Source organism: Emticicia sp. MM, assembly GCF_001649495.1.
In genome coordinates this window covers 123,134-142,380 of sequence record NZ_LXHX01000071.1, presented here as the reverse complement: position 1 = coordinate 142,380, position 19,247 = coordinate 123,134, and the positions used below count along the sequence as shown (strand labels likewise).

13 protein-coding genes are annotated in these 19,247 nt (G+C 37.2%); 11 read left to right on the top strand and 2 right to left on the bottom strand.

Annotation, left to right across the window (positions count from 1 at the left end; all coding sequences use genetic code 11):
* Positions 1-252 precede the first annotated feature (252 nt).
* Positions 253-1,851 carry a M28 family peptidase gene (locus tag A6M55_RS09135; protein ID WP_064197345.1) on the bottom strand — a complete coding sequence of 533 codons (1,599 nt, stop codon included), beginning with the start codon at positions 1,849-1,851 and terminating at the stop codon, positions 253-255.
* Between the two features lie 105 nt (positions 1,852-1,956).
* Between A6M55_RS09135 and recQ the strand changes: the two genes are divergently transcribed.
* The 4 genes from recQ (at position 1,957) to A6M55_RS09115 (ending at position 6,848) form a co-directional block, all read left to right on the top strand.
* Positions 1,957-4,095 carry a DNA helicase RecQ gene (gene recQ / locus A6M55_RS09130; RefSeq protein ID WP_064197344.1) on the top strand — a complete coding sequence of 713 codons (2,139 nt, stop codon included), beginning with the start codon at positions 1,957-1,959 and terminating at the stop codon, positions 4,093-4,095.
* A gap of 48 nt (positions 4,096-4,143) precedes the next feature.
* Positions 4,144-4,836, top strand: a complete 693-nt coding sequence (locus tag A6M55_RS09125; RefSeq protein ID WP_064197343.1) for a response regulator transcription factor — start codon at positions 4,144-4,146, stop codon at positions 4,834-4,836.
* Complete coding sequence (locus A6M55_RS09120; RefSeq protein ID WP_064197342.1) at positions 4,833-6,212, top strand: cell wall metabolism sensor histidine kinase WalK; 1,380 nt, start codon at positions 4,833-4,835, stop codon at positions 6,210-6,212. The genes A6M55_RS09125 and A6M55_RS09120 overlap by 4 nt, the downstream gene beginning before the upstream one ends.
* 156 nt (positions 6,213-6,368) lie before the next feature.
* Positions 6,369-6,848, top strand: coding sequence for a universal stress protein (locus A6M55_RS09115; RefSeq protein WP_064197341.1), 480 nt, complete (start codon positions 6,369-6,371; stop codon positions 6,846-6,848).
* A 73-nt stretch (positions 6,849-6,921) separates the two neighbouring features.
* Here the strand turns inward: A6M55_RS09115 and A6M55_RS09110 are convergent, their stop codons facing one another.
* A complete protein-coding gene (locus A6M55_RS09110) occupies positions 6,922-8,754 on the bottom strand; it encodes an ABC transporter ATP-binding protein (protein ID WP_064197340.1) in 1,833 nt (610 codons plus the stop codon).
* A 131-nt stretch (positions 8,755-8,885) separates the two neighbouring features.
* Between A6M55_RS09110 and A6M55_RS09105 the strand changes: the two genes are divergently transcribed.
* From A6M55_RS09105 to A6M55_RS09075, 7 genes are all read left to right on the top strand, one after another.
* Positions 8,886-9,461 carry an RNA polymerase sigma-70 factor gene (locus tag A6M55_RS09105; protein WP_064197339.1) on the top strand — a complete coding sequence of 192 codons (576 nt, stop codon included), beginning with the start codon at positions 8,886-8,888 and terminating at the stop codon, positions 9,459-9,461.
* Positions 9,462-9,706: 245 nt separating this feature from the next.
* On the top strand, positions 9,707-10,714 hold the full coding sequence (locus tag A6M55_RS09100) for a FecR family protein (RefSeq protein WP_064197338.1): 1,008 nt from the start codon (positions 9,707-9,709) through the stop codon (positions 10,712-10,714).
* Positions 10,715-10,942: 228 nt separating this feature from the next.
* Positions 10,943-13,981: a TonB-dependent receptor gene (locus A6M55_RS09095; protein WP_064197337.1), complete on the top strand. Its 3,039-nt coding sequence runs from the start codon at positions 10,943-10,945 to the stop codon at positions 13,979-13,981.
* Positions 13,982-14,082: 101 nt separating this feature from the next.
* A complete protein-coding gene (locus A6M55_RS09090; RefSeq protein WP_064197336.1) occupies positions 14,083-15,006 on the top strand; it encodes an AEC family transporter in 924 nt (307 codons plus the stop codon).
* A gap of 7 nt (positions 15,007-15,013) precedes the next feature.
* Positions 15,014-15,322 carry a hypothetical protein gene (locus A6M55_RS09085; protein WP_064197335.1) on the top strand — a complete coding sequence of 103 codons (309 nt, stop codon included), beginning with the start codon at positions 15,014-15,016 and terminating at the stop codon, positions 15,320-15,322.
* A 64-nt stretch (positions 15,323-15,386) separates the two neighbouring features.
* Entirely contained in the window at positions 15,387-16,700 is a 1,314-nt protein-coding gene (locus A6M55_RS09080; protein ID WP_064197334.1) for a cation:dicarboxylate symporter family transporter, read from the top strand.
* 126 nt (positions 16,701-16,826) lie between these two features.
* Positions 16,827-19,103 carry an NADP-dependent malic enzyme gene (locus tag A6M55_RS09075; RefSeq protein WP_064197333.1) on the top strand — a complete coding sequence of 759 codons (2,277 nt, stop codon included), beginning with the start codon at positions 16,827-16,829 and terminating at the stop codon, positions 19,101-19,103.
* Positions 19,104-19,247: the final 144 nt, after the last annotated feature.

The following is a 19,247-nucleotide window of genomic DNA, read 5'->3' as shown; positions in this document are numbered from 1 at the left end:
TGACAATTTTATAGAAAAACCGTGAAACAAAAAAGTATAAATACAATTAATTTTTACTCAAAAACTGAATTATTGAACTTTTTTAAGATTTGCTTAGTATCAAAGTGATACAATAGAGTGTCTTAACATTTTAGCTATCAAGTATTTAGCCTTTTTTTTATTTGAGTCTTAATATCTATAAAACTAAAGTTTTCGTTGATATTTTTTTTCTATTAAATATTGCCTTTAAAAGGCAATATTCAACAAAATAGTCTATTGCTTATTACTATCTACCTTTATTCGTTCTTCACGATTTACCAATTCCCAAGCTGTTTGAAAAACTAAGCGTGTAATTTGCTGGTATTTTGGAAAGAGAATTTTCTCTACATCATCTCCTGGACGATGATAGTCTTCGTGTACGCCAGTAAAGTAAAAAATGACGGGAATTTTGTTTTTAGCAAAATTATAATGGTCTGAACGATAGTAAAAACGGTTCGGGTCTTTTGGGTCATTGAATGTGTAATCCAATTCGTAGTTAATGTATTTTTTGTTTATATCTTCGCTTATTTGGTGCAATTCTGATGATAATTTATCTGAACCGATTAGATATACATATTCTTCTTTGGGTGCATGTTGTTTGTCGATTCTGCCAATCATATCAATATTCAAATCACATACTGTATTGGCTAACGGAATGATTGGGTCTTTATCAGTATAATATTGTGAACCCAACAAACCTTTCTCTTCACCCGTAACTGTCATAAACAAAATACTGCGGCGTGGACCATTTCCTGCTTGCTTTGCTTTGGCAAATGCTTCAGCAATTTCGAGAACCGCACACGTGCCAGAACCGTCATCGTCAGCACCATTATGAATTTGTCCGTTTTGGATTCCTACGTGGTCGTAGTGAGCCGTAATCAATACAACTTCATCTTTTTTGTCTGTTCCTTCCAAAAATCCTAAAATATTTGCCGTTTCTACTGGCACTTCTCCCCTCTCGGCTTTCACAGAAACCGTTGAAGGTTTTATTTTACTTGCCAAACTTTCTTTTTTTGCACTGATTTCTTCAATAACTTTAGTCAGTTTACTCGACTTCACATCAAGCATTTCGGCGGCCATTTCTTGTGAGACGAAGAAAGTTGGGTTTGAGGTTGCTTTTTCAGCTGATGAAGAAGCATTAAAACTTAATTGATTGAATCTTGACAAAACGGCTTTACGCTCAGCAGCCAATGATGTAAATTTCTGAGCATCGGTAGCTGAAATGACAAAAAACATTTTCGCTCCGTGATTCAGTGCAATATTAATTTTCTTTTGAAGACCCGTTCTTTCAGTCCATTCAGATTTTTCATCGGTTTTCGTGAAAAGATATTTTCCTTCTTTGTCTTTTGGTTCGCCATCAAAGAAAACCACGGCTTTGCCTTCTACATTAATATTTTTATAATCATTATAGTTATCTTGTTCGATTCCATAACCTACAAAAGCCACCGACATTGATTGTTCTTCGGGAATACTCATTAGCCCGTTTGGATAGTAATCTTTGAAAAATTCTTTCTTTTTATTTCCTATCTTTATGTAAGCATCTTTCCAGCCTTTTTGATAAAGGTTGAATTTTTGAAAATAACCTTTGCTACCATCTTTTTGCGGTGCAATTGCTTGCAAACCCAAGCTGGCAAAATGCTTAGCGATATAATCGGCTGCTTTTCGCTGTCCTTCTGAGCCTGTATCTCGCCCTTCGAGGCTATCAGAGGCAATGTAAGTCAAATGTTTTCTTAAATCTTGTGCAGAAATCGTGGAAGCAAATTCGGTAGATTTGTTGTCTTGTGCAAACAGACTTGAGGAAATTAATAATGATAAAACCAGCGTTTTTTTCATGTATAATGGTTGGTTTGTTGAAAATAATTTCAGTAAAAATAATTATTTTTCAATTTAGATTCATCTTTTACTCATAATTTTGCTTAAATTACTTTTTCTGAATAAATGACTAAAGAGCAAGTTTTAAAAAAATATTTCGGTTACGATAAGTTCCGTCCACTACAAGCTGAGATTATTGATACGATTCTGTCAAAACAAGATTGCATGGTGCTGATGCCTACGGGCGGTGGAAAATCAATCTGTTTCCAAGTACCTGCTTTGGTTATGGAAGGCATTACTTTGGTTATTTCGCCCCTAATTGCTCTCATGCAAGACCAAGTGCAATCTTTGCAAGCCAATGGTGTTCCTTCGGCATTTTTGAATAGCTCATTAGATTCGATACAGCAACGAACGCTTGAAGAAAAATGCAAGTCTGGTGAAATAAAATTGCTCTACATTTCGCCCGAAAAACTTTTTCATAACAATTATATAAGTTTCATCAAAACTCTTTCGGTTAATCAGATAGCGATTGATGAATCGCACTGTGTTTCGACTTGGGGTCATGATTTTAGGCCAGAATATACCAAATTAAATATACTGAAAGAAACTTTTCCGAATGTGCCTGTGGTTGCCCTCACTGCAACCGCCGACCGTGTAACGAGAAAAGATATTTTAACTCAACTGGGTGTGCCTGATGCAAAAGTTTTTATTTCTTCGTTCGACCGACCAAATCTAAGTTTGAACGTTTTAGGTGGAAGAAACAGGCTGAAAATTATGCAGGAGTATATTGGCAAGCGACCCAATCAGTCGGGAATTATTTATTGTTTAAGTAGAAAAAATACAGAAGACGTTGCCGAGGGTTTACGCAAAGTTGGTATAAGAGCAATGCACTACCATGCAGGAATTGATGCTAAAACTCGCTCGGAGGTTCAAGAAGCTTTTATCAAAGATGAGATTCAGGTAATGGTGGCAACGATTGCCTTCGGAATGGGTATTGATAAATCGAATGTTCGGTTTGTGATTCATTATAGTTTACCGTCGAATGTTGAAAGTTATTACCAAGAAATTGGCAGGGCTGGGCGTGATGGTATGAAATCAGACACGCTGTTGTTTTATAGTTATTCTGATATTATGACTCGCAAGGACATGATTCAAAATTCTGAACTGCCCGATGAAATGAAGGAAGTGCAGTTTGCCAAACTCGACCGCATGAAACAATATGCAGAATCGGAGATTTGTAGAAGACGAATCTTGTTGAGTTATTTTAATGAAGAAGCTCAAAACGATTGCGGTAACTGTGATGTTTGTAAGAATCCTCCACAAAAATTCGATGCCACAATTTTTGCTCAAAAAGCATTGTCGGCCATTTCTCGCACCGAACAAAAAGCAGCAATGGGTATGGTAATTGATATTTTGAGGGGTTCGCAGAACAGAGCAATTTATGAACGAGGGTATCAGAATCTAAAGACTTTTGGCGTAGGAAAAGAGCTAAAATATGAAGAATGGGCTGATTATATTACGCAAATGCTCAATTCTGGCATTTGTGATATTGCCTATGATGAACGACACGCATTGAAATTGAATGCAGTTTCAAATCAAGTTTTATACGAAAGCAAAAAAGTGAATTTAGTAAGGTTTGAGGCTTACGATATTAAGAAAGCACGACAAGAAGAAGCAGCTCCGAAAGAAAAAACTAAAAGAGAAATTATTAAGGATGCGTTGTTTGAAAAACTCAGGGTTTTACGCAAAAAAATTGCCGATGAACAAAATGTGCCACCTTTTGTGGTATTTTCCGATGCTACACTTTCGGATATGGCACAGAAACGCCCAATCAATCGTTTTCAGATGATGGGTGTTTCGGGGGTTGGTGAACAGAAATTCAGACAATATGGCGATGAATTTATCAATGAAATTCTATCGTTTACTGGCGATAACCCAGGTATTGGACGAGCAAAGCAGGAAAAAGGAATGACTTTTTTGGAAACCTTCGAGATGTATAAAGCGGGCCTTTCGATTGATGAAATGGCCGCCAAACGCTCCTTAAATCCTGTTACGATTATTAGTCATTTGGTAAAACTTAAGCAAGATGGACAAGATATTGACCTCAAACAATACATTGCAACCTACGAATATAACCAAATTATTGCCGAAGCCATGAAGCTGAATGTGCAAAAAGGCGATGCACTCAAACCACTTTTTGAAGCACTCGAAGGAGTTTATGATTATGGAAAAATAAGGCTTGCTTTGGCAATTTGGGAAAAATAGTACAACATTTGTCAAATAAATCGTTTTGTACTTTTTAAGTATAATGAAATGAAGAAAATCTTATTGGTAGAAGATGAAATAAATGTGGTTAGCTTCATAAAAAAAGGCTTAACCGAAGAAAACTTTGAGGTTTCGGTCGCTCTCGATGGCAGTAGTGGCATTCAGATGGCTTCTGACAATAATTTCGATTTGATTATTTTGGATATTATGCTACCCGATACCAACGGCATTGAGGTTTGTAAAGTTCTACGCAATAAAAATATTCAAACGCCAATTTTGTTTCTGACGGCTCTCAATACTGCCGATAATATCGCTCTCGGGCTAAACTCTGGAGCGGATGACTATTTAGCAAAACCGTTTAAATTTATTGAATTAGTTGCCAGAATCAAGGCTTTACTACGTAGAAGCTCTTCAACTGGCAATGAAGTTATGAATAAAGAAAACATATACACGATTGCGAACTTAAAAATGGACGACGATGCCAAAACCGTTGAACGCAATGGCGAGTTAATATCACTTACAGCTACTGAATACCGCCTGTTATTTACCCTTATCAAAAACAAAGGACGAGTTTTATCAAGAGTAGATTTACTTGAAAGTGCTTGGGATATTAATTTTAATTTGGCAACTAATGTGGTTGATGTTTACATTAATTACTTGCGTAAGAAAATAGACTCAAACTACGAACCTAAACTCGTACATACTGTAATTGGAATGGGATATGTCTTAAAAGAAGCATGAAAACTCAATTAAAAATAGCATTGGTACTCATCCTGACAAATGTAATAATACTATTACTTTTGGGCGGAAGCATCTACTATTTTTTATACAATTATTCATATACCGACTTTTATAAACGCTTAGAAACCCGAGCCAAGATTTCGGCAAAATATAATTATGATGCCGATAAAATTGATGCTCAGTCGTTTAAGAAAATTAGAGAAGAAAACCTCGAAAAACTCAGTGAAGAAAAAGATTATCGTTTTGAAGTTGAATCAGAAGAAGATTTAACTACCATTTCTCAAAAAACTACTTTGCCACTTAGTTTTTTGAAAGAGATTTTAAACAAGGCAAAATCGACACTTCAACTCAACGAAACATTTTATACTGGTATCAGATATAATAGTAATAACAAACAATACATAGTAATTGTATCAGCCAAAAACTATTATGCTTCGCATCACTTGATTTTTATGCGAAATATCATTCTGGTAGCAGTTTTTCTGATAGTTATTTTCATTACTTCACTATCGTTTTATTTCTCAAAACACATTTTCGACCCAATCAAAAGTATTACTGATAGCGTAAAACAAATCAGTACAGAAAACATTCATCAAAGAATTGAAGAAAAATATAATGATAACGAAATTAGTCAGTTGATTTCGACATTCAATGATTTACTGAACAGACTTGAAACATCTTTTGAAACTCAGAAAAACTTTGTTAGTAATGCTTCGCATGAGTTTGGCACTCCGCTTACCTCTATCATGGGCGAAGCCGAAGTTATGCTCATGAAAGAACGCACGCCCGAAGAGTATCAGCAGTCACTGACCAGTATTTTAGGACAAGCAGAACGTCTCAATCAAATTACACAAACATTGCTTTACTTAGCACAGACTGGATATAGCAATAAAAAAGTAAATTTTGAAATTCTACGTACGGATGAACTCCTGTGGCAAGCAAAAGGGATAATTGACAAACTAAACCCAAAAAACAACATTATTATTGACTTTAGTCTATTGCCCGAAAATCCGTTTAAACTCAAAGTTATGGGTAATAAACAGCTTTTATCTCTTGCTTTTACGAATCTGCTCAGCAATGCTTGCAAATATTCGAGCAATAAACCCGTAAATGTGAGTATCGCCTCAAGCGATACTCAAGTATTTTTGATAATAAAAGACCAAGGAATCGGGATTCCAGAATCTGAAATGCAATTTATCTACGACCCATTTTTTAGAGCATCTAATACTCGCCATTTCGAGGGTTATGGTATTGGTTTGCCACTTACTCGGAATATTATCAAGATTCATAATGGGCAACTAAACGTCACATCAATTGTGAACGAAGGCACTACCGTTCAGATTAAACTTCCTTTGGCTAATATTCAAAAGTATTGAAAAGAACACCTTTCTTTTTTTACTTAAATCGCTCATCTACAATACTTTTTCACCCTATTCAAAATTCTAATACGATTTTAATCTACCTCTTAGATCTCTCTCATCTATCTAAAACAGCTTTGTACTTTAATTTTTCACTTATTAAATAATTGGAGTATGACAACTAAAATATTAATACCGACTGATTTTCATGTAGAATCTCTCAATACGCTTAAATTGGCGATAAATCACTTAGAAACCTATGAAGTTGATGTAGTTTTAATGTATGCACAAGATTTAGGAAACTCTATTACAGACTTACTTTTCTACAATCCGAAAAAACTTGTCGAATCGCTCAGAACAAAAGAATTTGATGAAGCACTCTCAATTCTCAAAAACAGATTCGAGACTCGCATTAAGTCAATCAGCTATGAAATATTTCATGGATATCGAGTAAAGCTCATGGAAGATTTTATAGAATCAAAAAAGATTGATTCTATTTTTTTACCAAAAAGTTATCATCTGCAAATGTCTAAAAATGGATTTGATACTATTCCGCTTATCAAAAAATCAAAACTTACATATAAAGAGTTGGACTGGGAAACGGGTGCTTATGATTCGGAAGAATTACAACTCAATGCATTATTCATTTACTAAAAATTTGCTAAATATAAATAAATTGCCACGAACTTTACAGGCGTGGCAATTTTGTATACTATAGAAAACTATTTTACTTATAACCTTCTGCTTGTAAGTAAAACAACTCGGCGTATCGTCCATTTCTCGCCAAAAGTTCTTCGTGTGTGCCGATTTCGAGCAGATTTCCTTTATCAAGCACCAAAATTCTATCTGCCATTCTGACCGTTGAAAATCTGTGCGAAATCAGAATAGCGGTTTTTCCTTTCGTAAGTTCGGCAAAACGTCGAAAAACCTCGTATTCGGCACGAGCATCGAGAGCGGCTGTTGGTTCATCAAGAATCAATACTTCGGCTTCACGCAAATAAGCTCTTGCAAGTGCTACTTTCTGCCATTCTCCGCCCGAAAGTTCAATTCCCTTGGCAAATTTCCTTCCCAAAGGTTGGTCATATTTTAGCGGTAATTTTTCTATAACAGCATCGGCCAAACTTTGGTGAGCTGCCCTTTCAAGTTCGGGCAATTCTTCACGGGCGGCAATATCACCGACTGCAATATTATCGCCCGCAGTAAAATTGAATTTTTGAAAATCTTGAAAAATTACGCCAATGTGTTCACGCAATTCTGCCAAATTATAATCCTTCAAATCAACGCCATCCAATAAAATTCGACCTTCGTCGGGGTCGTATAATCTTGCCAACAATTTTACTAAAGTGGTTTTCCCTGAACCATTTTCTCCAACTAAAGCCAGCTTTTCTCCTACTTTTAATGCAAAATTTAGATTTCGATTTGCCCATTTATCAGAATTTGGATATTTAAAACCAACATTCTCAAATCTAAAACCTTCTTTGATTGGATTTGGGAAAGGTTTAGGTTGAGTGGGCGAAATAATCTGTGGCTCAATCTGATAAAATTCAAACAAATCATTGAGATATAAGGCTCCTTGCGAAATACTTGTAAACCTGCCAAGAATTCCTTCCAATAAAGATTTTAGCTGACGAAACGAACCAGCCAAAAAAGTTAGGCTACCGATAGTCACGATTCCTTTGATGGTTTCTACAATGATTAAAGTATAAGCACCAAAATACCCTAAAGTACCAATTGCCACCAACAAACTTCCCCACGAAGCACGCTCAATAGACAGTTTTTTATTTTCCTTAAAATATCGGTCAGATAAATTACGAAATCTATCAATAATAAAATCTGAAAGTCCGAAAAGCTTTACTTCTTTGGCGGTTTCATCGCTCGCACCAATGAAACGATAATAATCTAATTCTCGGCGTTGTGGAGTCCAGCCTCTTTGCAGCGAGTAGCTTTTAGCATTAAAATGCCATTCACCAATAAAAGATGGAATGACCGAAACCAAAAGCAAAACAATCAACCATGGATTAAAAGTGACGAGTCCAACAAGCAAAAGCCCCATCGTGATGGCATCTTGTCCTTGTGATAAAATCTGAGAAAGCAGAGCAGTTCGACCGTTGGTTTGCTGTCTGGCACGTTCGAGTTTATCATAAAAAGTGGCGTTTTCAAACTGAGCTAAATCGAGCGAAACGGCGTGTTTCATTAATTTTATTGACGTTCTGTTCGCAAATAAATCACCTAAAAGGCTATCAGTCAAAGCAATACCACGAGAAAGCAAATCACTGACAATCATTAAAGCAAACTCTGCCGCAATCAATAAATAGATTTGATTGTGGTTTTCTGATTTGCTGGCACTAAGCACTAAAACCTCATCAATGATTAGTTTACCTATGTATAAAATAGAAATCGGAATAGCTGCACGAAGGAGACGTAAGATTGTATTACTAATAGTCAAGGCAGGCGAAGTAAGATAGACTTCACGCAAAAAAGCAGGTAAATTTCCCAATGCTTTTAGGCGTTCTTTGATATTGGGTTTTGTATCAGATGTATCAATAATTGGTCGAGCCATTAGGTTTTGGTCAGATTTATCATTCGTTTAACTTCTGAATCAAGATTTGGGTTCAGTATAAAACAGAATATCAACAAAAGCAACAGCTATTTTTATGTTTTCTTACAAATAAATCTTTCTTTTGTACCAAAATGAAAAAACTCCCCTTCGATACTGACCAAGAACTCCTTGCCGATATTGCCACTGGCGATAGTCGGGCTTTTGAGATTTTGTATCGGAGGTACTTTTCAAAACTCTACGGAGCTGCCTACAAACGTCTGCAAGACAAAGAATTAACCGAAGAGGTGATTCAAGAATTATTTGTTTCGCTTTGGGAACGTCGTGAAACGCTTCCCATCGAAAATATCGAAAATTATCTTTTTACTTCCATCAAATACCTTGTCATTGCTCAATTCAAAAAAAATACACTTTTTGAGAAATATTCATCAACTTTAATGCTTGATGAGAATGACGATAATTTTACGGAACAAGCCGTTGCTTTCGACGAACTGAATGATGCTTATCAGCAAGCTCTTCAAACAATACCCGAAAAATGTCGTGAAGTTTTCTTACTAAAACGAAGTGGACTTTCTCAAAAAGAGATTTCGGAAAGACTTGATATTTCGGAGAAAACCGTTGAAAATCAAATGACTAAAGCCCTCAAAATTCTGCGTGAGGCATTGAAAGACTATACTGCACTGGGCATTCTATTTTTTACAATCGGGTAAAATAAACTCCTACTTACTCAAAATTTGATTCCAATCTGTGATTAAAATCACAGCCTAAAAGAACAACAGAAATGATTTTCAGTAAAACCGATTTAAATCGGTTTGGTAAAATAAAATAACATCCTTTGTTCTCTTAGACCTCGAATAAATTCGAGGTAAGTTCACGCAACAAAAACTTTTGAAATATTTTTCATTCCCGCATAGGGGAAAACTTCTGCTCGTTACACTTAGTCTATGAAAGCAACATGAAAATGATACTAAATAAAGAAATAATTGAACGATTTCTAAATAATCAAAGCACCCAACAAGAGCTTGAGCTTATTGAGGCTTGGTATTATTCGTTTGAAAATAATCTTGACGGAATTAGTCAAATGACCGACGATGAGCAAATAAATTTAGAAAATGAGCTTTATCTGAAAATCAAAGAAAAAATTGCACCAACTCAAAAAACACCAACTCGACAAATCAATTGGGTTTGGTACTTGAGCAGTGCTGCGGCTATGTTTTTATTGGCTTTTGGAATCTGGACTTATAATAAATCGGCCAAAAATATTCAATCCTTAAGCGGGACTCCGTTTTCTGGTTGGGCAAAATATGAGAATGTTTCGGCAAAAGAACTGAAAATCACATTGCCTGATGGAAGCGTGGTTGTGATGAAACCCAAGACACAACTCTCTTATAATCAATCAGATGCAAAGTTTAGAGAAGTAAATCTGACTGGAGAGGCTTTTTTTGATGTAATGCACGATACTACTCGCCCTTTTTTGATTTATACTGGAAAAATGACCACGAAAGTTTTGGGAACAAGTTTTACGGTGAAGGCTTATCCAAGTATGAAGAAATCAGAAGTGTCGGTAGTTTCGGGCAAAGTAACTGTTTTTGAAAAAGACGCCGAAGACAAACAAAACAACGGTGTGATTTTGACGCCAAATCTGAAAGTAACATTCTTTGATGAAGAAGAACACTTTGTGACGGGTTTGGTTGAAAAACCAGAAGTTCTTGCAACAATTAATAAAGAAACCCTAAGTTTCAACTTTCAAGATGCTCCACTGAACGATGTGTTAACGGCTCTCGAAAAAGCCTACGGAATTGAAATGGTTTTAGAAAGAGAATCGCTCGGAAAATGCACCCTCAACGGAGATTTGACCGAAATGCCACTTTTCACAAAACTCGACATCATCACTCGTTCGCTCAATGCCACCTACCAAGTAAAAGGAACAAGTATTTTGGTTAGTGGAATTGGTTGTGAATAGAATAAAAAATGACGAACTACGATTTACGAATGACGAATAATAAAATTAAATAAAAACCTTTAAAGCAAGTATTTTCAAAACTTCATAAAAACTAAAAACCAATTTTTTACAAAAAAAGCCGAACGTGCTGGAAACACTTTCGGCTTACAATTACCTCAGTTCCATCGCCAAATGTCTTCTGAGGCAACCCTTGCAGTTTAGTTAATCAAACAAAACCTTTGTAAACCTATGCAAAAACCACTATTCAATCAAGCATTTTTGCTTAAAATGATGAAAATTTCGCTAACACAATGCTTTCTTGCCCTTGTACTTGTGTTGCAGTCTTTGGCCCACGATGGCAAAGCACAAGATTTACTCGAAAAAAACGTGTCGGTAAATCTGCAAAATGTAAGTATGCAAGATGCCATTTCCGAAATCGGGAAAGTGGCAGATGCAAAGTTTTTTTACAGTTCAAAAGTAATTTTATCGGATAAAAAAATCAGTTTGCAAGTCCAAAATCAGAAATTTTCAGAAGTTCTGAGCAAACTTTTTTCGCCTTTACATATATCGTATAAAGTGTATGGCAATCAAATCGTTTTAAATGCTTCCACCGAAGAAACCAAAGCACAAGTTATTGACACCGACATTCCTGCCCTACCAGTAGCCGACCCAATCACAGGAAAAGTAATTTCGGCAAAAGGTGAAGCCCTACCTGGCGTAAGCATTGTAGTAAAAGGCACAAAACGTGGCACAAGCACCGAAGTTGATGGAAATTTCAAGATAAATGCCGATAAAGGTGAAGTTTTACAATTTTCGTTTATTGGTTATCAAAATCAAGAAATCACAGTTGGCGAAAACAACGTGGTAAACGTAACCTTAGCAGAATCAGCATCTCAACTTTCAGAAGTTGTAGTGATTGGCTCTCGTGGACAACCCCGCACTGACGTTGAACGTCCAGTGCCTGTTGATGTGCTAAGTGCCAAAGAATTACAAGCAACAGGTCAAGTTGAATTGGGGCAAATGGTACAATTCAACTCTCCTTCGTTCAACTCTGCCAAGACTGGTATCAATGGCGTAGCCAATTATGCTGACCCAGCCACCCTTCGTGGACTTTCGCCCGACCAAGTTTTGGTTTTGGTCGATGGCAAACGTCGTCATCAGTTTTCGGCACTCAATCTTAACGTAACAGTTGGTTTAGGAACTGTCGTAACCGATATGAACTCCATTCCATCGCTGTCTCTCGACCGTGTTGAAGTCTTGCGTGATGGTGCGGCCGCTCAGTATGGCTCTGATGCCATTGCTGGTATTGTAAATTTAGGCTTGAATAAAAGTGTAGGCAAAGGCACATTCAAAACCCAATACGGAGTTACGAAAATGGGCGATGGCGGCACGTACATGGGTGCGTTGAATTACGGTTTTAAGTTGGGAAAGGAAAAAAGTTACCTCAACATGACGCTCCATTACCAACACGCCAACGGCACCGACCGCTCAGATTTTTATAATCCAAGACCCGTTGCAGGTGGAACTTATACAGGTATTTATTCGTCAACGCAAGCCACCGATGAAGCAACTCTAAAAACAAGAGGTGTTTGGGGCGATTACGGTACATTTAAAGTAACAAAGTACGGAAGCAATCAGAATACGGCTTACCAAGGTTTTTATAATCTTGGATACCCGATTAATGATAAATGGAATGTGTATAGTTTCGGTGGGGTATCAATGAAAGATGTATTAGCGTATGGTTTTTTCAGAGTAGCTAACCCATCAAATGCAAATTCAACACCCGAAATTTTCCCTGATGGATTTACGCCGCAATTACCTGGTAAAACCATTGATTATTCATCAGTTGTGGGTGTAAATAGAAAAGTGATTGATGGTTGGAATCTTGATTTTAGTGCAGGATATGGCCATAATTATTTGGATTTATGGGCAAATAATACTATAAATCCTTCGATGGGAGCAAATTCTCCTACTGAGTTTTATGTAGGAAGAAGTGCCGTTGGACAAACTACTATCGAGGCAAATATCTCGAAAAACTATAAAGGTTTGTTGGGTACAAAAAACACAAACGTAGCATTTGGTAGCCAGTTTAGAGCTGAGCAGTTTTTATTAAAGCAAGGAAGTGCCGAATCTTACCAAGTTGGGCCGTTGGCAACCACCAAAAATAAAGCACCAGGTTCGAGCGGTCGCCCAGGAATTGCTCCTGCCGACGAAACCAATGCCACTCGCAACAACATAGGTTTATATGCCGATGTTGAAAGCGATATTACGAACAAGTTTTTAGTGGCAGCCGCACTTCGCTACGAAAATTATAGCGATTTTGGTAGTAATGTTTCGGGAAAATTGGCGGCTCGTTTGAAACTTTCGGAAAGCATTTCAATCAGAGGTTCGATTAATAAAGGTTTCAGAGCTCCATCATTGCAGCAGACTTACAACAGTGTTACGACCTCGACCGTGCAAGCTGGAGCAATTATTCAGACCAAACAATTACCTAATTCTGACCCTCGTTTGGCTCAATTGGGTATAGAAAAACCAAAAGCTGAAAACTCGTTCAATTATAACTTAGGCATAACGGCCAAAGCTGGCGATAAGTTTTTGTTTACGCTTGATGCCTACCAAATTGATATTACCGACCGTATTATTCTTTCAGAGCGTATGATTGTGAGTAGCATTGTAGCACTAAAACCTTTATTCCCAGGAATTAGCGAGATTCGTTTTTTCACGAATCATATCAATACTCGCACAAGAGGAATTGATTTTGTAACTACTTTCAACCATAAATTTAGTCCAAAAAGTAAACTTACGGCGAGTTTGGCTCTTACTTTCAACGAAACTAAACTTACCTCGCAAAAAGCAACGCCAAGTTTGTTACAAGCAGGCACAGCCGCCAAAATCTTGATGATTGACACCGTAAGCATTAGTTTGATAGAAACTGCACAACCACGTCAGAAAATACTGGCATCGTTGGGTTATCAAATCAATAAATTCAATGCCAATGTAAGAGCGTCATATTTCGGTCCAGTAACAGCTTGGGAAAAACCAACTGGCAAGCCACATATCACGCAAACTTTCGGTGGAAAAACATTGATTGATGTGGCATTAACTTATGCGTTTTCTCCTAAGTTTTCGCTCACTTTGGGTAGCAATAATATCACCGATGTATATCCTGACAAAGTATTGACTAATTTTGCTGGATATACCAACGGGCAGATTCCTTATACCCGAAATGCTAATCAGTTTGGATTTAATGGAGCATTCTACTATGCCAATGCTACTATAAATTTTTAGATGAAAGATTTGAGATACGAGATTTGAGAAACTACTTTTGTAAAGAATGTTCGTTTTTCAAATCCTCGTATCTCGTATCCCCAATCTCATCTCTTTAAAAAATGACTAACCTGTTTTTATTGATAATTTGCCTTTCGTTGGGGGTACTCCTCCAACGAACCAAAGGCTTTCCAAAAGAGGCTTACTTAGGTTTAAATGCAGTTATCATTAATGTATGTTTGCCCGCTCTAACCCTGCTTTACACAACCGAAATAAGTTTTAAATCGAATCAGGTTTTGCCCGTACTGACGCCATATATTCTATTCACTTGTTCATTCCTATTTTTCAAAATTATTGCAAAAACTTTTCAATTTGACCGAAGCACCACAGGAGCATTGACAATTACGGCAGGAATAAGCAGTATTTCATTTGTAGGTTTTCCAATTTTTGAATTATTATACGGAAAAGCAGGTGTACAAATGGGTATTCTGATGAGTCAGGCAGGTTCGTTTGTTGTTTGTGGCACACTCGGAATCATGACGGCCTCTTATTATTCATCGTCCGAGCCTTCAATTAAATCTATTGCTAAAAGTATTTTTACCTTTCCGCCTTTTTTGGCTTTTTGTGTTGCAGTGATTCTAAATTTCGCTAATTTCCATTTTCCCGAGCATTTTAACGATGTTTTACAAAAAATGGGCAGTCCGTTTACAGTATTGGCATTAATATCAGTGGGTTTGCAGATTAATCTATCAAAAGCTAATCTTGCTCAAAAACCACTAATAATAGGCTTATTTTTTAAACTATTGCTTGCACCTTTGATAATCTTTGTATTATACCTTATCTTGCTTCAAGAAAAGATTTTACTCCAAGAGAATACTTGGATAGGACAAATGTGCGTAGTTGGAGCGGCCTTAGGCTCAATGAATACAGCTTCAATAATAGCCATTAATCATAAGCTAAACCCACCTTTGGCAAGCCTAATGATAGGTATAAGCATACCAATTTCTATCATTACAAGCTTAATTTTAGGTTATCTGATAAAGTAAATATTTTATGAACGATTACGAAGCATTATTTCAAGAAATAACGGCCGATATTCCAGAAGCAAAAGCGAGTAAAATGTTTGGTGTGCCGTGCATAAAAGCCCCAAACGGCAAAGCTGTGGCTGGTTTTCATGTAAAATATTTAACCGTAAAATTAGACAAAGAAACCGAACAAGAAACGCTTGCCATTGATGGTGTTGAAGTCTTTAATCCAAGTGGCAAAAGACCTATGAATGGCTGGCTTCAAGTACCCATTCATTATGCTGACCAATGGAGTTATTTGGCAAAGAAAGCATTCGAATACGTAAAAACACTTTAAAAATATAAAAACAAATCCCAAACCTTTATCCCCCTTTAGGGGTTAGGGGTGGTGGTATATTCTTATGAAAAAAATCTTAACTAACCTTACCTTTTGGGTGCTTACAGCCATTATTTTAGGTGTTTTGCTGGGGCATTACAATCCAGAATTTGCTCTAAAACCTATTTTTGAAAAAGGCTTCAAGCAAAATCTTTTCATTTCTGAATTTGAAATCAAAAATACATTTGCCGAATTTCTGAGCAGTTTATTTATCAGTTTTGTCAAACTTTTCATCAATCCAATCATTTTCTTGACCATCACACTTGGAATCATTTCAATGGGAGATTTGAAAAAAGTTGGAAAAGTTGGAGCAAAAGCCCTCCTTTACTTTGAAGTAGTTACAACCATTGCTCTTTTTGTGGGTGTTATAGTAGCAAATGTTATTCGCCCTGGTGATGGCGTTGTCACAGATGCAATCAAGGGTGGAGATATTTCAAAATACACTAAAAGTGCTACTGAATTTAGTTGGCTGAAATTTTTCTTAGATAATGTCACACTTCAAGTGTTGGTTCTGGCAATAGTGCTGGGGATTGCTTTGAGTAATTATTCTGGCCGTCAAAAAGTGGTTGATTTTCTTGCACCAATCTCCAAAAAAGTGTTTTGGGCATTGCATAAAGTCATGCTTTTTGCACCAATCGGAGCATTTGGTGGTATGGCGTTCACAATTGCCAAATATGGTATTCAAACCCTTCTTCCGCTTGCCAAGTTGATGGGAACAGTTTATGTAACGATGGCTATTTTTGTATTTGTGGTGCTGTATTTTATTCTAAGATATTATAAAATCAGTCTTTGGAAATTCCTTAAATTTATTCGTGAGGAATTATTGATTGTACTTGGCACATCTTCATCAGAAGCGGGTTTACCTTCGTTGATGGAGAAACTGGAGAAAATGGGTTGCTCAAAATCAGTGGTTGGTTTGGTTGTGCCTGCGGGTTATTCGTTTAATCTTGATGGAACGACAATTTATCTTTCAATGGCAGTTATTTTCTTAGCTCAAGTTTTCAATGTTCATCTCGATATTCAGCAAATTCTAACAATTATCGGCATTCTGATGGTGACATCCAAAGGTGCAGCGGGCGTAACTGGTAGCGGTTTTATTGTTTTGGCCTCAACCCTTACAGCTCTGAAAGTAATTCCCGTTGAAGGTTTAGCGTTGCTTTTGGGAGTTGACAGATTTATGTCAGAAGCCCGTGCGATTACCAATTTTATCGGTAACGGTGTAGCTACGATTTGGATTTCAAACAACGAAAACGAATTCGACCGTGCTAAGATGAATGCAGCCTTCGCTCATGTGGCTGACTATGAAGATATTGTGAAAGATAACATAAGAAACAAGTAAGAAAATATGCAAAAAGCCATTTTTCTAAGCAAAAACAGTTAATTACACAAAAAAAGACTTTTTTTCTTTAACTCTAAAAGCATTCAGTCTTACCTTCGCATCATCAAACTAATCTTTTATTCGAAAATGAGTAAACAAAATTTAAAAGAAGAGGCACTTCATTACCACGCCAAAGGGCGTCCTGGTAAAATCGAAGTAGTTCCAAGTAAAGAATATGCTACCCAAAAAGATTTGTCTTTGGCGTATTCTCCAGGGGTAGCCGACCCGTGTATGGCTATTTTTGAAAATCCTGAAGACGTTTATAAATATACAGCAAAGGGAAACCTTGTGGCTGTAATTTCAAACGGAACGGCGGTTTTGGGTTTGGGCGATATTGGCCCAGCCGCAGGAAAACCCGTGATGGAGGGAAAAGGGCTTTTATTCAAAATTTATGCCGATATTGATGTTTTTGATATTGAGTTAAACACCAAAGATGTTGATGAATTTGTACGTACAGTGAAAATTCTTGAGCCAACTTTTGGTGGTGTAAACCTCGAAGATATTTCTGCTCCTGAGTGTTTTGAAATCGAAGAACGCCTAAAAGCAGAATTGAATATTCCAGTAATGCACGATGACCAACATGGCACAGCCATCATTTCGTCGGCGGCATTATTGAACGCTCTCGAATTAGTAGAAAAAGATATTTCGCAAGTAAAAATAATTATTAACGGTGCTGGGGCTTCGGCAATTTCTTGTACTCGTTTGTATAATTCGTTGGGAGCAGATAAAAAGAATATTTTCATGTTCGATAGTAAGGGCTTGATTCACCCAAGCCGCACGAATTTGGATGGAAAGAAAATCGAATTTGCTAACGATAATATGCCAGCCGAAACTACGCTTTCGGAAGCTCTAGTTGGTGCAGATGTTTTTGTTGGGCTTTCAAAAGGCAATATTTTGAAGCAAGATATGGTAAAATCAATGGCAAAAGATGCGATTGTTTTTGCGATGGCCAACCCAACTCCAGAAATTTCGTATGAAGATGCGATTGCCGCCCGTGAAGATATTATCATGGCAACTGGACGTTCGGATTACCCGAATCAAGTGAATAACGTACTTGGTTTCCCTTATATTTTCCGTGGTGCTTTAGACGTTCGCTCGAAAGTTATTAACGAAGAAATGAAATTGGCAGCCGTGCGTGCATTGGCCGATTTAGCGAAAAAACCAGTGCCTGACGTAGTAAATTTAGCTTATGGTGAAACCAATCTCTCGTTTAGCCGAACGTATATCATTCCAAAACCTGTTGACCCTCGTTTACTTACAACCGTTGCTCCAGCAGTTGCGAGAGCGGCAATGGAAACAGGGGTTGCGAAGTTCCCAATTACTGATTGGGAAGCTTACGATACGCAATTGGCGAAACGTTTGGGACAAGACAACTCACTCAAGAAAGTAATTACAAATAAAGCAAAACTTCACCCTAAACGTGTGGTTTTTGCCGATGCAGAAAACTTGACAGTTCTGAAAGCTGCACAAGAAGTACAAGATGAGAAAATTGCAACGCCAATTTTGCTTGGAAATGTTGCCAAAATTACGAAGTTGCTCGACGAAAATAATATAGATTTGCCTACTGCTGAAATCATCGACTCTCGCTCGGCTGACCAAGAAGAGCGTTTGGCACGATTTGGAGCTATTTTCTACGAAAAACGTAAACGTAAAGGCTATAATCATTTTGAGGCCATGCAATTGATGCAAAATCGCAACTATTTTGGTGCGATGATGGTAGAAACTGGCGAAGCCGATGCCATGATTGGTGGTATGACCCGAAATTATCCAGAAACGATTCGTCCAGCTTTACAGATTATTGGTCGTCAGGATGGAGTGAAGAAAGTTTCGGGTATGTATATTTTGATGAGCCGTTTTGGTCCACTTTTCTTGGCCGATACGACCGTAAACTTCAATCCAACTGCCGAAGAAATCGTTGAGATTACCGAATTGGCAGCCAAAGAAGTAGAAAAATTCAATATCAAGCCAAGAATAGCTCTATTGACTTACTCAAACTTCGGAAGTGCCGATGGCGATGACGCCATAAAAATGCAAAAAGCGGTAAGTATTTTAAAAGATAAACATCCAACAATGATTGTCGATGGCGAAATGCAAGCTCACTTACCATTTGATATTGATTTGTTGAAAGAACAACATCCATTCAGCGATTTAGTGGATGGTCGTGCTAATACATTGATTTTCCCGAACCTCTCGGCCTCAAATATTGCCTATAATATTGTAAAAGAAGTAGCCGATATTGATAAAATCGGACCAATTTTATTGGGTGTAAAAAAACCAGTTCACGTACTCCAATTGGGTAGTACAGTACGTGAAATTGTGGATATGGTGGCCATTGCCGTTGTGGAAGCACAGGGATTAAAATAATGCTCCCAAAGGAGATACTTACTAAACCTCACAGGATAAATAGCCCTGTGAGGTTTTTATTTTACAGCACTTTTCACCTTTCTAATAGCACATTTTACCGATTTAAAAAAAAACATTTGCACTATATGAAAATAGTATCATATA

Bases quoted from the DNA above. Each gene is read 5' to 3' on its own strand.
- A6M55_RS09135 (WP_064197345.1), bottom strand. From the start codon at position 1,851: ATGAAAAAAACGCTGGTTTTATCATTATTAATTTCCTCAAGTCTGTTT.
- recQ (WP_064197344.1), top strand. From the start codon at position 1,957: ATGACTAAAGAGCAAGTTTTAAAAAAATATTTCGGTTACGATAAGTTC.
- A6M55_RS09125 (WP_064197343.1), top strand. From the start codon at position 4,144: ATGAAGAAAATCTTATTGGTAGAAGATGAAATAAATGTGGTTAGCTTC.
- A6M55_RS09120 (WP_064197342.1), top strand. From the start codon at position 4,833: ATGAAAACTCAATTAAAAATAGCATTGGTACTCATCCTGACAAATGTA.
- A6M55_RS09115 (WP_064197341.1), top strand. From the start codon at position 6,369: ATGACAACTAAAATATTAATACCGACTGATTTTCATGTAGAATCTCTC.
- A6M55_RS09110 (WP_064197340.1), bottom strand. From the start codon at position 8,754: ATGGCTCGACCAATTATTGATACATCTGATACAAAACCCAATATCAAA.
- A6M55_RS09105 (WP_064197339.1), top strand. From the start codon at position 8,886: ATGAAAAAACTCCCCTTCGATACTGACCAAGAACTCCTTGCCGATATT.
- A6M55_RS09100 (WP_064197338.1), top strand. From the start codon at position 9,707: ATGAAAATGATACTAAATAAAGAAATAATTGAACGATTTCTAAATAAT.
- A6M55_RS09095 (WP_064197337.1), top strand. From the start codon at position 10,943: ATGCAAAAACCACTATTCAATCAAGCATTTTTGCTTAAAATGATGAAA.
- A6M55_RS09090 (WP_064197336.1), top strand. From the start codon at position 14,083: ATGACTAACCTGTTTTTATTGATAATTTGCCTTTCGTTGGGGGTACTC.
- A6M55_RS09085 (WP_064197335.1), top strand. From the start codon at position 15,014: ATGAACGATTACGAAGCATTATTTCAAGAAATAACGGCCGATATTCCA.
- A6M55_RS09080 (WP_064197334.1), top strand. From the start codon at position 15,387: ATGAAAAAAATCTTAACTAACCTTACCTTTTGGGTGCTTACAGCCATT.
- A6M55_RS09075 (WP_064197333.1), top strand. From the start codon at position 16,827: ATGAGTAAACAAAATTTAAAAGAAGAGGCACTTCATTACCACGCCAAA.